Here is a 16,288-nt window from a genome sequence, read left to right as displayed (position 1 = left end):
TCGCCTCCGCTGATCTCTTAAGCCTTAATTAGGGTGCGGGCCGCTTCGGCCACGGCCTCGGCGGTAATTCCGAAATGTTTGTAAAGCGCCGAAGCCGGCGCGCTGGCGCCGAAGCCGGACATGCCAATGAAGGCGCCGTTGTCGCCGAGCCAGCGGTCCCAGCCGAGCCGCACAGCGGCCTCGACGCCGACGCGGGGCGCCGCGCCCAGCACCTGCGCGCGATAGCTCGCCGGCTGCGCCTCGAAAAGCTCCCAGCAGGGCATGGAGACGACGGCGGCCTTCACGCCCGTCTGGGCGAGGGCGTCGGCGCCGGCCAGCGCAATCTCGACCTCCGAGCCCGTAGCGAGGATCGTCACGTCGCGACCGCCCTCGGGCTCGCGCAAGACATAGGCGCCCTTCGCAGATAGATTTTCAGTGACCGGGCGCGACAGCGTCGGCAGGTTCTGTCGGGAGAGGCTCAGCGCCGACGGCGTATGGGCTTGCGCCAGCGCCAGCTCCCAGCACTCCGCCGTCTCGATGGCGTCGGCGGGGCGGAACACGAGCAGATTGGGCAGCGCGCGCAGCGAAGCGAGATGCTCGACCGGCTGGTGCGTCGGCCCGTCCTCGCCGAGCCCGATCGAGTCGTGGGTCAGCACATAGACGACGCGCAGGCCCATGAGCGCCGAGAGGCGAATGGCGCCGCGCGCATAGTCGGAGAAGACGAGGAAGGTGCCGCCATAGGGCGCGAAGCCGCCATGCAGCGCGATGCCGTTCATCGCCGCCGCCATGCCGAATTCGCGCACGCCGTAGTGGATGTAACGGCCGGAGAAATCATCGGGGCGAACCGACCCCATGCCCTTGGTGATGGTGAAATTGGAGTGCGTCAGATCGGCCGAGCCGCCGATGGTGGCGTCGGTCGCGGCGTTGATGACCGTCAGCGCCATTTCTGAGGACTTGCGCGTCGCGACCTTCGGCTTTTCTGCGGCGAGCGCAGTACGGAAGTCGGCGAGCGGGCCGGCGATCTCCGAGGCGACGTCGCCTTTCAGAAAGGTTGCGAAGGCCCGGCCCTTCGCCGAGGCGGCGCAGCGCTTTTCCCAGGCCTCGCGCGCCCCGGCGCCCCGGCGTCCGGCGGCGCGCCAGGCGGCGAGGATCGTCTCCGGCACCTCGAAGGGCGTGTGCGGCCAGCCGAGCGCGGCGCGGGCGGCGGCGACTTCCTCCGCCCCGAGCGGCGCGCCATGGACCGATTCCTTGCCCTGCTTGCCGGGAGCGCCATAGCCGATCACCGTGCGGCAGGCGATCATCGAGGGCCGCGGGTCCGCCTTCGCCGTCGCGATCGCGGCCGCGACCGCCTCCGGATCATGGCCGTCGACCCGTTGCGTATGCCACCCTGCGGCGGCGAAGCGCGCGCACTGGTCCATGGAGGTCGAAAGATCGGTGGGGCCGTCGATGGAGATCGAATTGTCGTCCCACAGGACGACTAGGCGCGACAGCTTGAGATGGCCGGCGAGGTCGATCGCCTCATGGCTCAGGCCTTCCATCAGGCAGCCGTCGCCGGCGATGACATAGGTGTTGTGGTCGACGAGATCGTCGCCGAAGCGGGCGGCGGCGAGACGCTCCGCAATGGCCATGCCGACCGCCGTGGCGAGGCCCTGGCCGAGCGGGCCGGTCGTCGTCTCGACGCCGGGCGCATGGCCATATTCCGGATGGCCCGCCGTCGGCGCGCCGAATTGGCGGAAATTCTCGAGGTCCGCCCGCGTCATGCCCGGATAGCCGAGCAGATAATGCAGCGCATAGAGCAGCATCGAGCCATGACCGGCCGAGAGCACGAAGCGGTCGCGGTCGGGCCAATTGGGCTCGCTGGCGTCGAAGGTCATGAAGCGCTGGAACAGCACCGTCGCGACGTCGGCCATGCCCATCGGCATGCCGGGGTGGCCGGATTTGGCCTTTTCCACGGCGTCCATGGCGAGCGCGCGGATGGCGTTGGCGCAGGAGCGCGTGTCGGCGGTCGGGGCGGCTTCGAGTGCGTCTGACATGTCCTTAAACTTTCACGTCGCGCTCTTGCGGCGCTTGACGAGTTCGAGAATCCTCGGCGTGAGGATGAGTTGCATCGCAAGATCGAGCTTGTTGCCCGGGATGACGATGGAATTTGCCCGCGACATCCAGCTTCCGGCGATCATCGCCACCAGATAGGGGAAATCAACCCCGCGCGGCTCGCGGAAGCGGATCACGACGATGGATTCGTCGGGGGTGGGAATGGAGCGCGCGACGAAAGGGTTCGAGGTGTCGACCGTCGGCGCGCGCTGGAAGTTGATGTCGGTTTCGGAAAACTGCGGGCAGATGTAATGCACGTAATCGTGCATGCGGCGCAGGATCGTCTCGGTGACGGCCTCCGTCGTATAGCCGCGCGCCTGGCGGTCGCGGTGAAGCTTCTGCGTCCATTCGAGGTTGATGACCGGCACCACGCCGATCTTGAGGTCCGCGTAGCGGGCGACGTTGACCTCGTCCGTGACCACGGCGCCGTGCAGGCCCTCGTAGAAGAGGATGTCCGTATTGGGCGGCAACTCCTCCCAATCGGTGAACTCGCCCGGCGGCACGCCGAGCACCGCGGCCTCGTTCTCGTCATGCGCGTAATGGCGATAGCGGCCGGAGCCGGTCTCGCCATATTCGCGAAAGAGATTCTCCAGCTCCACGAGGAGGTTGGCGGTCGCGCCGAAATGGCTGAAATGATAGACGCCGCCGGCCTGCGCCTCGGCCATCTTCACCTTCATCTGTTCGCGGTTGTAGCGATGGAAACTGTCGCCTTCGACATAGGCGACCTCGATGCGCTCGCGCCGGAAAATCTGCTCGAAAGTCTGCTTGACGGAACTCGTGCCGGCCCCGGATGAGCCGGTGATCGAGATGATGGGGTGTTTGACCGACATGGGCGCGCTATCCGGAGAGTTCCTGTCGAGCTTGCGGCGTGACCCGCCCTTAGGTCGGCCGCGCCCGGCTTGTCGCATGCCGGACCGGCAAAGAAAAGGCTCTTGAGGCGCCGAAAGCCGCGCGGTCGGGACTTTGATCGCCTGTCGGCGCCCGCTCGGATGAGCGGGGGCGCCTTTTTCGGGCGCGGCGAACCTAGCGTCTTGACTTGGCGCGCGGCGCCGACCTATATCGCTCGCGTTCCAGAAAGGCTGCGTCAAGACAGTCGGGGCGGAGTAGCTCAGTCGGCTAGAGCAGAGGAATCATAATCCTTGTGTCGGGGGTTCGAATCCCTCCTCCGCTACCATCGCCCGCGCAACCATCCGTCAAAGATCTGCGGCTTCGCGCTCTTTGATCCGACCATGTCGACTGATCTCGAGACCGCCCGCGCGCGTACAAGCCCGCGCTACCGAGTCTGTCTTCGGACGCAAGCATCGAAAGCGTTGTCCGCTTCCAGGCTCATTTGCGGATTTGCATAAATCCCCAAGGCGTCGGAGCCGCTCCCGCTGGCGGCCAGTCGGTGGCGTCGCGCCACCGCCTTCTGCGCTTCAAAGGCGCAGAAAGCTTGGTCGGACCCGGGAGGCTCGTGACGGACGCGCGGCAGGGCCGTCGATGCGTTGAGCGCAAAAATCAGCGTGCAGGAAAGAGTCGAGAACCGTTTCATCGGGGCCGGCGGGCTGGAGTGGACCTCAATGGATATAAACGCAACGAGGCGATGGGTCATCGCCGCGGCCGATTTGTTGAGAAGGGAAATGCGCTGAGGACCAGCGGGCCTTCCGAGAGCCCCTGCGCTTGATTCACCGCTCCGGCGCCGCTTGAGCGCGCCATGGGCGGCGCCGCTGTGGTCGCGCCCCGCGCTTGATTCCTGGATCGCTTATGTTTACCTGTGCGCCAAATCTCATGGCGTAAAACGGCGAAACAGGCGCTTTTCCAACTGTCGCCGACCGCCTGCGCCAACGGTTTTTTTCTTTCGATTTCCGCCTGAACGACAATTGTCGACGTGATTGAATTCTGCGCCGCGGGCGAAACAGGCTCGCTTCGTTAAAGGCGTAAGAGGGCCAAGATGATGGATGCGAAGCCGGACATCCCTCAGACCATCGTCGAGGAGAACTACGTCAAATTTCAGCACGAACTGCTCGAGTTCCTGTTCGCGCACCTCGTCGACATGCGGGCGATTTTCGAAGGGGATCTGGACGCTCTGCTCATCTTCATCTCGATCTCCCGCTATTACCTGCGAGACGAACGCATCAACGCGGCGTCAGAAGAAGCGGGACCGCAACAGCATCATCATCATTTGACCCTGTCGCGCATTGCGCAGATCACGACGATACCGCGCGAGACGGTTCGCAGAAAGCTCAGCCTGCTGGAAAGCAAGGGGCTGCTCGAGAGGGGCCCGAACGACGGCTGGCGCCTCGTCGTCAAGGATGGGCGACCGGTCATCCGCGCCAGATATGAGTCTGTCTGGCAGCGGGTCATGCGCAGGCTGGTCAAGCTCGTCCGGGCGCTGAAGGAGCATGTTTAAGGGCGTAACCGCGTTGCGCGCGCGCTCCCGCCTCGAGATGCGGAAATCCTGGATAGGAGCGCGCTTCCGTTCTTTGGATCGACTACTGCTTTTCGAGCCGGATGACGTAGGCGGGGAAATAGGGCTCAGAGGTCTTCGCGTCGTAACCCAGGGCCAGTGTGACGACGCGGCCATTATCGGCGCTGGTGAAACTATATTGGCGCTGAATCAGGATCTTTCCGGAGCCGAAAGAGGCCCAGCCGCCCACGCCGCGAAGAACGCCGCTACAGGTGGTGGGATCCCATGCTGAGTATACCTTGGTCTCATCGAAAGGGTATGTCGTCCCATTGAAGAGTTCCAATATGCCCCCCAAAGGGGCGCCGGGCAGAGCCATTCTTACGGTCGCCGACATCGACACAACGCCAGAATTCTTGAAGGTCGGGAAAGTGAGGGACCATCTTTCCGTTTGTGCGCCCAGAAGCTTTCCATCTACAGAGACGACGGATCCGCCGCCCTGTCCAGCGTATTCACCGCTCGGTCTCACGCAGGTCGCGGCTGAAGGGGACGCGAACGCCAGCGACAGGATTGCTGCGCCACAAAAACGCAAGTAGCAAGTCGTCTTCATTTTTCCTCCAAGCCGAAAGCGAAACATTTCGACTTGAAGCTACGCTCAAGATAGAGCCGGCGACAGCGAAGAGAAGTTGAAACTGCAGAGCGTCTCGCTGTCGTTTCCCGAAGACGGTGCTGTGACGCGCGCCCGTCGCTTTTTCGAAGCGAGAAAACCGGTCCAGACCGTCGCCGTTGCGCGCACGTCGCGTCACTTGGCCTGCGGCGCGGGCGGCGGAATTACAGGCGTGGATTGCGGCGGAAGGTCAGGGGCGGGCTTCACGATATGGGGGTCGACGCCCGGCGCGGGCTTGATTACGCCCTTCCCCTTGTCGAGCTTCTCGCTCAGGCTTCCGCCCCTGTCGCCGCTTTCGTCGCCGGGCCGTTCATTTTGCGCCAGCGCCGGCGCGGCGCTGACGACGCAAAGAACGACGAGAAGAAGCGCGGCGCGCGTGTCCATGGGCCTCCTCCTATGCGATCGGCCGCAGCGAGAACCTGCGAAAGCCAACCCGCGTTCCGCCGTTCTTCCCTCAATCGGCGAGCGCCCTGACGCCCGCGACGAGGCGGCCGACGCCTTCGACGGCGGTCTCCGGTCGCAAGGCGCCGTAGGCGACGCGCAAATGGCAGCCTCGAGTCAGGCCAAAGGCGTCGCCGGGAATGACCGCAACGCCATGCTCGCGAATGAGCTTCGATGCGTAATCGAGCGGCCCCATCTTCGATTTCAGTCGCAGGAGGAAATAGAGCGCCCCGGCGGCGTGCGGAAGCTCGGCCAGTCCGGCCTCTTCCAACGCCGAGAGTTGGCTCTTCACCATGGCGCGCGTCTGACCAAGCCTGTCCACCTGCTTCTGCACGAAGGCGCGACCCGCCCCGAGCGCCCCGACGGCGGCGTATTGAGCAATGACGGGCGGACAGATGATCACCGTGTCCTGAACCTTTCGCATCGCCGGCTCGAGCGACTCGGGAAAGACCATCCAGCCGATCCGCCAGCTCGCGAAGCCATAGGCCTTGGACATGGAGTAAAGTGAAATCGTATGCGCGGCGGCGCCCTGGATCGACGCCGGTGAGAACGGCTTGGCGCCGTCATAAGTAAAATACTCATAGGCCTCGTCGCTCACATGGAAGAGTCCGCGCTCGGCGCAAAGCGCATTGACGGCGCTTAGCGCTTCTTTCGGATAAACGGCGCCGGATGGATTATTGGGCGAGATGGTGACGATCGCCCGCGTGCGCGGCGTGATGGCGGCGCGGATGGCGTCGAGATCGAGCTGGTGGTTCGCGTCGGTCTCGACGAGAACCGGGCGCGTGTTGGCCATAACAATGGCCATCTCGTGATTGAAATAATAGGGAACCGGGAGGATGACCTCGTCTCCCGGATCGAGAATGGCGAGCACGACGTTGAGGAACGCCTGATTGCCCCCGGCGGTGACCATCAGCCGGTTGCCGTGGCCAGGGCCCACGGCGACGCCATTCTCCGCCGCGAGCTTCCGGGACAGCGCCTCGAGCAACGACGGGACGCCCGACGTGGCCTGATATTTGTTGTTGTCGGGCTCGGCGAGGAAGCGCGCGATTTCCTCGGCGGCGGCCGGCGGGGGCCCGTAATTGACGACCCCCTGGCCAAGCGAAATCGTGCCGGGATGAGCGCGGATCAGATCGGCGATCACGGGGATGATGGGCGTCTGAACAGCCTGAAGGCGGCGGGAGTCGTGCATGAGCGTCCTGAAAGCGAGCGGCCGACCCTCTGGCAGGCTGACGCCGCTTCCCTAGCCCGAGCGTTAGACCTTCTTCAATAGCATGCGGGCGGGCGGCCCCGTCTTCCTGGCGCGGCGCTAATGCATTCAGCTGGCGGCCTGTGGTAGAATGGCGTCAAAGATCCGGCGCCGCCGGTCGTTCCTTTCATAAAAACCGCTAGGTCATGGCCACTCTCGAACCGCAGGCCGTAAAGCCGCTTTTTTCCTACCGTAAATACTGGGCGCAGCGCTTCGGGGTCGCGCCCTTCCTGCCCATGTCGCGCGCCGAAATGGAGGCGCTGGGCTGGGATTCCTGCGACGTGATCCTCGTCACCGGCGACGCCTATATCGACCATCCGAGCTTCGGCATGGCGATCGTCGGCCGGCTGCTGGAGGCGCAGGGCTTCCGCGTCGGCATTATCGCCCAGCCGGACTGGCGCGACGCGTCCGCCTTCCGCGCGCTCGGGCGGCCCAATCTCTTCTTCGGCGTGACCAGCGGCAACATGGATTCCATGGTGAACCGCTACACCTCGGATCGCCGCTTGCGGCACAATGATTCCTACACGCCGGGTGGAGAGGGCGGCAAAAGGCCGGATCGGGCCGTCATCGTCTACGCGCAGCGCGCGCGCGAGGCCTTCCCGGACGCGCCCATCCTGCTCGGCGGCATTGAGGCGTCGCTGCGCCGCATCGCCCATTACGACTATTGGTCCGACAAGGTGCGCCGCGCCATCCTGCTCGACGCCAAGGCCGACCTGCTGCTCTATGGCAATGCGGAGCGTGCGCTCGTCGATGTCGCGCATCGCATCGCGAAAAGCGGGCTCGACCAGGATTTTTCAAACCTTCGCGGTCTCGCCCTGCTGCGTGATGCGACGCCCGACGGCTGGACCGAGGCGGCCGCCGACGATCTCGACGATCCGAGCGAAGGCCGCCGCCGGGGGACCGGCGAAGAGGCGGAGAAGATCGTCATCCGCCTGCCGTCCTTCGAGCAGGTGCGCGGCGATCCAGAGTCGTACGCCCGCGCCTCGCGCGTGCTGCACAAGGAGAGCAATCCCGGCAACGCCCGCCCGCTCGTGCAGCGCCACGGCGACAAGGACGTCTGGCTCACGGCGCCGCCGATCCCGCTGACCATGGCGGAAATGGACGCGGTCTATGAGCTGCCCTTTGCGCGCGCGCCGCATCCGGCCTACGGCGGCGCGAAAATTCCTGCCTGGGAGATGATCCGTCATTCGGTGACGATCATGCGCGGCTGTTTCGGCGGCTGCTCCTTCTGCTCCATCACCGAACATGAGGGACGCATCATTCAGTCGCGCTCGGAGGGCTCCATCCTGCGCGAGATCGAAACGATCCGCGATAAGACGGAGGGCTTCACCGGAGTCATTTCCGACATCGGCGGGCCGACCGCCAATATGTATCGCATGGCCTGCAAGGATCGCGAGACGGAGGCGCTTTGCCGGCGCCCGTCCTGCGTTTATCCAGATGTCTGCAAGAATCTCGACACCAGCCACGAGGCCTTGATCCAGCTCTATCGCAAGGCGCGGGCGATCCCGGGGGTCAAGAAGGTTTTCGTCGCATCCGGCGTGCGTTACGATCTCGCCGTCAAAAGCTCGGCCTATGTGCGCGAACTCGTCGAGCATCATGTCGGCGGCTATCTGAAGATCGCGCCCGAACATACGGAAGCCGGGCCGCTTTCGAAGATGATGAAGCCGGGCATCGGCGCCTACGATCGGTTCAAGCAGCTCTTCGACGCCGCGGCGCGGGCGGCGAAGAAGGATTATTTCCTCATCCCCTATTTTATCGCCGCCCACCCCGGCACGACGGATGAGGACATGATGAATCTGGCGCTTTGGCTGAAGCGCAACAAATATCGCGCCGATCAGGTCCAGACCTATCTGCCGTCGCCCATGGCGCTCGCCACGGCGATGTATCACAGCGGCTTCAATCCGCTGAAGCCGGTGCGTCGCGGCGTCTCGGAGCCGGTCGACGCGGTGAAGGGCCTGCGCCAGCGCCGCCTGCACAAGGCGTTCCTGCGCTATCACGATCCCGAAAACTGGCCCGTGCTGCGCGACGCCTTGAAGGCCATGGGCCGCGCCGATCTCATCGGGCCGGGCAAGCATCAGCTCGTGCCGGCCTGGCAGCCGGCCGGGACCGGCCGGGCGGGGGAGGGGCGTCGCGTGGCGCAGAAGGGCCGGCCGCGGCCCCAGGCGCCACGGCCGTTTCTCACGAAGGGCGTCTAGGCGCCGGCGAGGCGCGCGTCATTCATGACGCCGCGCTCCCGCTTTTGAACGCGGCCGACTGCAAGTGAACGACCGCCAGGTCGAAGAAAAAGGGCTGCTGTCGCCAGCAGCCCAAGTCGGGGGAGAACGCCCGAGGAGGGCGATGTCAGCTGAGGGAAGGGCTGACTGGCGCAACCCTATTGGGCGCCCCGGCCCCGATCAATGACGACTTGCTCAGTTTGGGCGAGGCCGGGTGAGACAAAGTGACGCAAAGGCGCCGGCCAAGTCGTTGAAGAAAAAGCCCAGCCGCCGGAACGGTTGGGGAATGGGCGCGTTAAACAGCATTGCAGCCATGGCCGCGCCCACTCCGCCGGCCCCAGGCGCCCTTCGGGAAGCGGGTTTCGACCTTTTAGGAGCCGCCGGGCGCTGCAAAGGAAGAGGCAGAACGTGAACCTCCCTTCTGAAGACGCGCAGACGCCCGAGACGGCGCAGGCGCCCCGCACCAAGCGACAGCGCCGCGCGCTCGACGTGCTGGTGATCGAAGACGAGTCCATCATCGCCAAGGACATCGAGCTGATTGTGAGCGATCTCGGCCACCGTGTGATCGGCCCGGCCCGCACGCACGAAGAAGCGCTGTCGCTCGCGCTGAAGGCGCGGCCGGCCGTCGTCGTCGCGGACGTCAAGCTCGCTGACGGCAGCTCCGGCATCGTTGCGGTCGACGAGATGCTGAAAAGCATCGACGCGGCCGTAATCTTCGTCACCGCCGTTCCCCAGTGGCTGCAGACAGGGGAGCTGGAGCCGGTGCTGGTGATCCCGAAGCCCTATTCGGTCGACGAGATCAAGAACGCCGTGTCGAAGGCGACGTCGAAGCGCTCACAGTCGCTCGACACCATCATGGCGACGAAAAGCGCGGTCAGCCGGCTCACCCGCAAGCAATAAGGGGCTCCTTCGGCTATTCTCGTCTCTCGCGGCCAGAGCGTTCGCTCTCGTCCGCCATTGGGAATGCCTATATGAGAAGGCGTTGAGGGAGACGTCCATGTTTAAGAAGATTCTCGTGCCGGTTGATCTGAGCGAGCCGGACATGACCAAACTTGCGCTCGACGCTGCGCTCGCCCTGGCCAAAACCGGCTCCGAGGCGAGCCTGCGGCTCATCAATGTCCAACCGCTCGTGCCGGTGGCCTTCGTCGACTATATCCCACCGAATTTCGACGAAGAAATGCGCGAGGCGGCTGAGAAGGAGATCGCTGATCTCGCCGCCAAGGTCGATTTGCCGGGCGAGCGCGTCTCGTCGACCGTGCGCTTCGGCGCCGTCTATCCCGAGGTGCTCGCGGAAGCCGAAGATTGGAGCGCGGATCTGATCGTCGTCGGTTCGCATCGGCCGACGATGGCGACCTACCTGCTCGGCTCCAACGCGAAAACGATCGTCCGCCACGCCAAGTGTTCGGTGCTCGTCGTCCGCCAGTAGGCGTCCGTGACAGGGACGGGGGCTGCGACTAGACTCCCGTCTCATGTCCCGATTCGCCGCGCTGTCGCTTCTCACGGCTCTCGCGCTCCCCGCCGGCTTTGCGGCGGCGCAGCCGGCGCCCCCGTCCAAGAGCGCCCTCAAACAGGGCGAGGCGATCGCAAAAAACAACTGCGGGGCCTGTCATGCGGTTGGCCGGCGGGGCGCGAGCCCCAATCCCAAGTCCCCGCCGTTTCGCTCTCTCGCGCGGCGATATCCGCTCGCCAATCTCGAGGAGGCGTTGGGCGAGGGAATCGTGGTCGGCCACGAAGGGCTCGACATGCCGCAGTTCCGCTTCGAAACGGGCGAAGTCGAGGCGCTGCTCGCCTATCTGGCGTCGATCCAGAAGCGCTGACGGCTCTCTTCGCTTTCCTGAAAACTTGGCAATCGCCCGGGGGCGCAGACTTTGCGCCGGCGCCCTCTCTCGTCTATGAGAAAGGCTTAAACAGCCGAGGGTAAAATGTCCGCCATTCCCGATTTCGCCAAAATCCCCTTCGCCCCCGTTTCGGTCGCGCAGGAGACGCCGCCGCGCAGCTGGATGACGCCGGAAGGGATCGAGGTGAAAAGCGACTACGGGCCGGCGGACGTCGAAGGCCTCTCCTTCGTCGACGGCTTCCCCGGCGTCGCGCCTTTCGTGCGCGGACCCTATCCCACCATGTATGTCGCCCAGCCCTGGACCATCCGCCAATACGCCGGCTTCTCCACGGCCGAGGACTCCAACGCCTTCTATCGCCGCAATCTCGCCGCGGGCCAGAAGGGCCTCTCGGTCGCCTTCGATCTGGCCACCCATCGCGGCTATGATTCCGATCATCCGCGCGTCATGGGCGACGTCGGCATGGCGGGCGTGGCGATCGACTCGATCTACGACATGCGCACGCTGTTCGACGGCATTCCGCTCGATCAGATGTCCGTGTCGATGACCATGAACGGCGCCGTTCTGCCCGTGCTCGCGCTTTTCATCGTCGCGGCGGAGGAACAGGGCGTCTCCGCCGACAAGCTCACCGGCACCATTCAAAACGACATTCTCAAAGAATTCATGGTGCGCAACACCTACATCTATCCGCCGGAACCCTCCATGCGGATCGTGTCGGACATTTTCGGCTACACCAGCAAGCACATGCCGAAGTTCAACTCGATCTCGATCTCCGGCTATCACATGCAGGAGGCGGGCGCTTCGGCCGATCTCGAGCTCGGCTACACGCTCGCCGACGGCGTCGAATATGTCCGCGCCGGCGTCGCCGCCGGTCTCGACATCGACGCCTTCGCGCCGCGGCTGTCGTTCTTCTTCGCCATCGGCATGAATTTCTTCATGGAGGTCGCCAAGCTGCGCGCCGCGCGCCTGCTCTGGGCGCGGCTCATGAAGGATCTCGGCGCCAAGTCGGAAAAGAGCCTGACGCTGCGCACCCATTGCCAGACCTCCGGCTGGTCGCTCACGGCGCAGGACGTCTACGTGAATTCCATCCGCACCTGCATCGAGGCGATGGCGGCCACGCAAGGACATACGCAGTCGCTGCACACCAACGCGCTGGACGAGGCGCTCGCGCTGCCGACCGACTTCTCGGCGCGCATCGCCCGCAACACGCAAATTGTCTTGCAGCAGGAGAGCGGCACGACCCGCATCATCGACCCCTGGGGCGGCTCCTATTATGTCGAGCGCCTCACCGCCGAACTCGCCAAAAAGGCCTGGGAACATATCGAAGAGATCGAGAGGCTCGGCGGCATGGCGAAGGCCATCGCGGCGGGCGTTCCCAAGCAGCGCATCGAGGAGGCCGCCGCCAAGACGCAGGCGCGCATCGATAGCGGGACGCAGGTCGTCGTCGGCGTCAACAAATATCGCCCCGAGAACGACGCCAAGCCGAATGTGCTCAAGGTCGACAACGCCGCGGTGCGCGCGGCGCAGCTCGACAAATTGAAACGGTTGCGGGCCGAGCGCGACGAGGCCACGACTCAGGCCGCGCTCGACGCGTTGACGGAAGGGGCGACGTCTGGCGCCAATCTGCTCGATCTCGCCGTGAAGGCGGCGCGCGCCAAGGCGAGCGTCGGCGAAATCTCCTTCGCGCTCGAAAAGGTCTTCACGCGCCACAAGCCGAAGGCGAACGTCATCTCCGGCGTCTATGCAAAGGAAGCCGGCAAGGACAGCGCACAGGTTGGCCGCGTCGTCGGCATGACCCGCGACTTCGAGGAAAACACCGGCCGCAAGCCGCGCATTCTCGTCGCCAAGATGGGCCAGGACGGCCACGACCGCGGCCAGAAGGTCATCGCCTCGGCCTTCGCCGACATGGGCTTCGACGTCGTCATCGGCGACCTCTTCGCCACCCCCGACGAAGTGGCGCAGAAGGCCAAGGAGGCGGACGTTCACATCGTCGGCGTCTCGACCATGACCGCGGGCCACCTGACCCTCACCCCCGAGCTGCGCGACGCGCTGGCGCGGGTGGGCCGCCAGGACATCATGATGGTCGTCGGCGGCGTCATCCCGCCGGATGACTTCCAGGCGCTGCTCGACTTCGGCGCAGCCGCGATCTTCCCGCCCGGCACGAACATCCCCGCGGCCGCCGAAAAGCTCCTGCACGAGCTCAATATCCGCTTGGGCTTCGCGCAGCGGGAGGTCGCGAAAACGAGGTGAGGCGAGCTGGCGACATTCCCCTGCTCGCGCCAAGCGGCGGGGAGGGGGCAGTGGGTGGGGGCGACGCGTAGCTGCTGGAACGCCTCAAGCAAGGCTCTAAGCGCGCGCTCGCTCAATCTCGCCCTTGCGCCTGTGCGCGCCCATCTCCAAGTGGATGCCGGCCGCCCCGCAAGCGGCTGCTCGAGGCCATGAGATGACCTTCATGTTCGACGCCGCTCTGGCGGCCCTGCGCGAGATCGTCTCGCCGCCGTTCCGCAATGTGCTCTTCAAGAGCCTCGGAATGACCTTCCTCTTCCTGGCGCTTGCCTGGGTGGGTCTCGACAGGCTGGCGTTGTCTTACGTCGCGGTGAACCATCCCTGGCTGCAGCTCGCCCTCACTTACGCGACGGGCGTCGGCCTTTTCATTCTGCTCGCGTTTCTGATCGGGCCGATCTCGGTCCTCGTCGCCGGCCTCTTTCTCGACGATCTCGCCGACGTCGTCGAAGCGGATCTTTATCCGCCGGGGCGTCGCGGCCAAGCGATCCCCGCCGCCCAGGCCATCCTCATGGGCCTGCGCTTTGCGGCGATCTCGGCGGCGGTCAATTTTCTGGCGCTGCTTCTGCTGCTCGTGCCGGGCGTCAACGCCGTGGCTTTCCTTTTCGCCAACGCCTATCTGCTCGGCCGCGAGTATTTTCTCTTCGCCGCCACGCGCTTCCGCCCGTTGGAGGAGGCGACCGAGCTGCGTCGCCGTTATGCGCCGCAGCTCTTTCTGGCCGGCCTGTTCATCGCCGCCTTCGTCGCGACGCCGGGCCTCAATGTGCTGACGCCCCTGTTCGGCGTCGCCTTTATGGCGCGGATTCACAAGTTCCTGTCGACGCGCTGACCGGCGGATCGCGCCGCCGGTTCCGCGGCGCGCGACCTTAAGCCCCGAGGCGCTGCGCCTGGTACTGGCCGGTCTTGCGATAGCGGTAGAGATAGGTCGGGACGATCGCCTCGATCGCCTGCGGCTGCACGCCGAGGCCCTGCAGGGTGCGGCCGTCACGGATGGCCTCTTCGCTCACCACATTGTCGTGCTTGAGCAATTCCACCTGATCCGTGGTCATGCGCAGGAGCTTGGGGAAGAGGCCCAGAGACGCCTTCGTCAGGAGTTGGGTCACGCGGGCGACGAGCTGGCCAGTCCCGAAGGAGAGTTTCGCGACCCGGCGCGCGCGCTCGGTGACCTTGAGCACATATTCGACCAGTTCGGCGAAGGTCTTGGTCTCTGGCCCGCCGAGCTCATAGACGCTTCCGGGCTGGGCGCGGCCGGCCACGGCGGCGGCGACGGCCTCGGCGACGTCGCCGACATAGACCGGCTGGAACCGGGTGTCCGCCCCGACGATCGGGACGATCGGGAAGAAGCGGGCCATCGTGGCGAAGCGGTTGAAGAAATCGTCTTCCGGCCCGAAGATCACAGACGGGCGCAGGATGACGGCCGACGGCGCGGCGTCGCGCATCGCGGCCTCGCCCGCGGCCTTGCTGCGCGCATAGGCGGCGCCCGAACTCGGGTCGGCGCCGATGGCGGAGATGTGGACGACCGTGTCGACGCCGGCGGCCTTGGCGGCCTCGGCGACGGCGCGCGCGCCCTCCGCCTGAACCTTGGAGAAGGTCTGGGCCCCGCCCTCCGCCAGGATGCCGACGAGATTGACGACCGCTGAGGCGCCGCGGAGCGCCGCCGCGACCGATTCCGGGTGGCGCACATTGGCCTGAACCGCCATGACCTGTCCGACCCGCCCCTGCGGCTGCAGGTGGAAAGCCAGGTCGGGCCGACGGCAAGCGATTCGAACGCGCCAGCCGTCGCGCGCGAGCGCTCGGACGACATAGCGTCCGACGAAGCCCGATCCGCCAAACACCGTCACCACGCGCCCCGCGCCCACGTTCACGCCGCTCATGCCTGATGCTCCATTCGCCGCGCCGGCCGCGCCGGCTCAATATTCGTCGCCCGTGCTCTAGCGAAATTTGGCCGCGAAGGAAATGCGCCGGGAGGCTCGGAAGCGCGTTTGGCCGGCTTTTCGCCGGCCGTCACAACTTTTGTGCGGATCGAGATTGACAGAAGCAGGGCGGCGCCCCTAAGAGAGCCCCCACATGCCCAGGTGGCGGAATTGGTAGACGCGCTGGTTTCAGGTACCAGTGGTGAAAGCCGTGGAGGTTCGAGTCCTCTCCTGGGCACCATATTGACTGGCGCGTCTGTGAGCGCCTGTTCTGCGTGGTTGCCTTTCATTTGCTTGGCGCTCATCACCATGCGACCTGCAAGGCGTTGCGCGCGGCGGCCGTAGTCCAACTGCGCCCCAGCTGATTTAGGGAGCGCCACTGGTCGGCGCGTCAGAAGACTTGCAGCAGCCGGCACAGACCCAAACGCCATGAGCAGCTATTCCGCCCTCATCCGCACCTTCAATTCCGAGCAGACTCTGGCGGCCACCCTGCGGTCACTCTCCGAGCAGTCGGCGCCGCCTTCCCAATATGTCTTCGTCGACTCCGGCTCTCGAGACGCCACCCTTTCACTGTTGCCGGAAGGCGCGGTCGTGCATCGCTTCGTTGGCGAGAAATTCAATTACTCCTCGGCGTTGAACCAAGGGATCGCCCATGTTTCCTGTGACAAGGTTCTGATTATCAGTTCGCACACGGCCCTGTCGGACCCGGGCGCAATCCGCTACGCGCTCGATCTGCTGGATCGCGACGAAACGATTGGCGCGGCCTATTTCGATAATGAAAGAAAGCCGCTGACGCACCAGCGCATAGACCGGTCGAATTTCAACGGCTTCAATGGCGTGTGGAATACTTGCGCCATTTTGAGAACGGACTTGGTCCGCTCCAGGCCGTTCAGGCCGGAAGTTTTCTCGGCGGAAGATCAGGAGTGGTCGAACTGGCTCGTTCACACGCGAGCGCTGGCGGTCGCGCGGATCTCCGGAGCGGGGATGAGCAACGCCGCTAATCCTAACATCAGCGACAAACTCATGCTCAAACAGCTCAATGAGCATGTTGCAATTGCGTATTACACAAACCGGAAAATGCTGAGCTTGACTGGTCTCGCCAAAATAGCGTTGCACATCGTCAAGCCAATTCCGCCGTTCTCCCTAAGAACGCGAATTTTCTATTTTCTATTATTGACTCGACTCGTGGCCTGCCGCTTCGCGGAGCCGCAGCCAAAATCGACGTATTTCTAGCTCC

14 protein-coding genes and 2 tRNA genes are annotated in these 16,288 nt (G+C 64.9%); 10 read left to right on the top strand and 6 right to left on the bottom strand.

The annotated features are described in order from the left end of the window. Positions 1 to 17 precede the first annotated feature (17 nt). Complete coding sequence (tkt, locus tag RVU70_RS05945) at positions 18 to 2,012, bottom strand: transketolase (protein ID WP_363350162.1); 1,995 nt, start codon at positions 2,010 to 2,012, stop codon at positions 18 to 20. Between the two features lie 12 nt (positions 2,013 to 2,024). Next, positions 2,025 to 2,900, bottom strand: coding sequence for a phosphoribulokinase (locus RVU70_RS05940; protein WP_363350161.1), 876 nt, complete (start codon positions 2,898 to 2,900; stop codon positions 2,025 to 2,027). Between the two features lie 267 nt (positions 2,901 to 3,167). Here RVU70_RS05940 and RVU70_RS05935 point away from each other — a divergent pair. Both RVU70_RS05935 and RVU70_RS05930 read left to right on the top strand, forming a co-directional pair. After that, a tRNA-Met gene (locus RVU70_RS05935) sits at positions 3,168 to 3,244 on the top strand. A 756-nt stretch (positions 3,245 to 4,000) separates the two neighbouring features. Continuing rightward, positions 4,001 to 4,459 (top strand): hypothetical protein, encoded by a 459-nt coding sequence (locus RVU70_RS05930; protein ID WP_363350160.1) that lies wholly within the window; start codon positions 4,001 to 4,003, stop codon positions 4,457 to 4,459. A gap of 82 nt (positions 4,460 to 4,541) precedes the next feature. Here RVU70_RS05930 and RVU70_RS05925 read toward each other — a convergent pair whose 3' ends face one another. The 3 genes from RVU70_RS05925 to RVU70_RS05915 form a co-directional block, all read right to left on the bottom strand. Continuing rightward, entirely contained in the window at positions 4,542 to 5,063 is a 522-nt protein-coding gene (locus RVU70_RS05925; protein ID WP_363350159.1) for a hypothetical protein, read from the bottom strand. Positions 5,064 to 5,255: 192 nt separating this feature from the next. After that, positions 5,256 to 5,504 carry a hypothetical protein gene (locus tag RVU70_RS05920; protein ID WP_363350157.1) on the bottom strand — a complete coding sequence of 83 codons (249 nt, stop codon included), beginning with the start codon at positions 5,502 to 5,504 and terminating at the stop codon, positions 5,256 to 5,258. A 70-nt stretch (positions 5,505 to 5,574) separates the two neighbouring features. After that, entirely contained in the window at positions 5,575 to 6,750 is a 1,176-nt protein-coding gene (locus RVU70_RS05915) for a pyridoxal phosphate-dependent aminotransferase (RefSeq protein WP_363350156.1), read from the bottom strand. A 203-nt stretch (positions 6,751 to 6,953) separates the two neighbouring features. Between RVU70_RS05915 and RVU70_RS05910 the strand changes: the two genes are divergently transcribed. The 6 genes from RVU70_RS05910 (at position 6,954) to RVU70_RS05885 (ending at position 13,967) form a co-directional block, all read left to right on the top strand. Continuing rightward, positions 6,954 to 9,002 (top strand): YgiQ family radical SAM protein, encoded by a 2,049-nt coding sequence (locus tag RVU70_RS05910; RefSeq protein WP_363350155.1) that lies wholly within the window; start codon positions 6,954 to 6,956, stop codon positions 9,000 to 9,002. 426 nt (positions 9,003 to 9,428) lie between these two features. Then, the gene (locus tag RVU70_RS05905) at positions 9,429 to 9,920 is read left to right on the top strand and encodes a response regulator (RefSeq protein WP_363350154.1); all 492 of its coding nucleotides are present in this window, start codon (positions 9,429 to 9,431) and stop codon (positions 9,918 to 9,920) included. A gap of 97 nt (positions 9,921 to 10,017) precedes the next feature. Further along, entirely contained in the window at positions 10,018 to 10,446 is a 429-nt protein-coding gene (locus RVU70_RS05900) for a universal stress protein (RefSeq protein WP_363350153.1), read from the top strand. A gap of 43 nt (positions 10,447 to 10,489) precedes the next feature. Further along, a complete protein-coding gene (locus tag RVU70_RS05895; protein WP_363350152.1) occupies positions 10,490 to 10,837 on the top strand; it encodes a cytochrome c in 348 nt (115 codons plus the stop codon). Positions 10,838 to 10,942: 105 nt separating this feature from the next. Next, positions 10,943 to 13,105 carry a methylmalonyl-CoA mutase gene (gene scpA / locus RVU70_RS05890; protein ID WP_363350150.1) on the top strand — a complete coding sequence of 721 codons (2,163 nt, stop codon included), beginning with the start codon at positions 10,943 to 10,945 and terminating at the stop codon, positions 13,103 to 13,105. 193 nt (positions 13,106 to 13,298) lie between these two features. Then, on the top strand, positions 13,299 to 13,967 hold the full coding sequence (locus RVU70_RS05885; RefSeq protein ID WP_363350149.1) for a sulfate transporter family protein: 669 nt from the start codon (positions 13,299 to 13,301) through the stop codon (positions 13,965 to 13,967). Between the two features lie 37 nt (positions 13,968 to 14,004). Here RVU70_RS05885 and RVU70_RS05880 read toward each other — a convergent pair whose 3' ends face one another. Next, complete coding sequence (locus RVU70_RS05880; RefSeq protein WP_363350148.1) at positions 14,005 to 15,012, bottom strand: complex I NDUFA9 subunit family protein; 1,008 nt, start codon at positions 15,010 to 15,012, stop codon at positions 14,005 to 14,007. A gap of 195 nt (positions 15,013 to 15,207) precedes the next feature. Here RVU70_RS05880 and RVU70_RS05875 point away from each other — a divergent pair. Then, a tRNA-Leu gene (locus RVU70_RS05875) sits at positions 15,208 to 15,292 on the top strand. A 188-nt stretch (positions 15,293 to 15,480) separates the two neighbouring features. After that, on the top strand, positions 15,481 to 16,284 hold the full coding sequence (locus tag RVU70_RS05870) for a glycosyltransferase family A protein (protein ID WP_363350147.1): 804 nt from the start codon (positions 15,481 to 15,483) through the stop codon (positions 16,282 to 16,284). Positions 16,285 to 16,288: the final 4 nt, after the last annotated feature.

The organism is Methylocystis echinoides (assembly GCF_040687965.1).
Classification (GTDB): domain Bacteria; phylum Pseudomonadota; class Alphaproteobacteria; order Rhizobiales; family Beijerinckiaceae; genus Methylocystis; species Methylocystis echinoides_A.
Note: the sequence above shows the minus strand (reverse complement) of the source record. Positions and strands in the feature narration are given on the sequence as shown.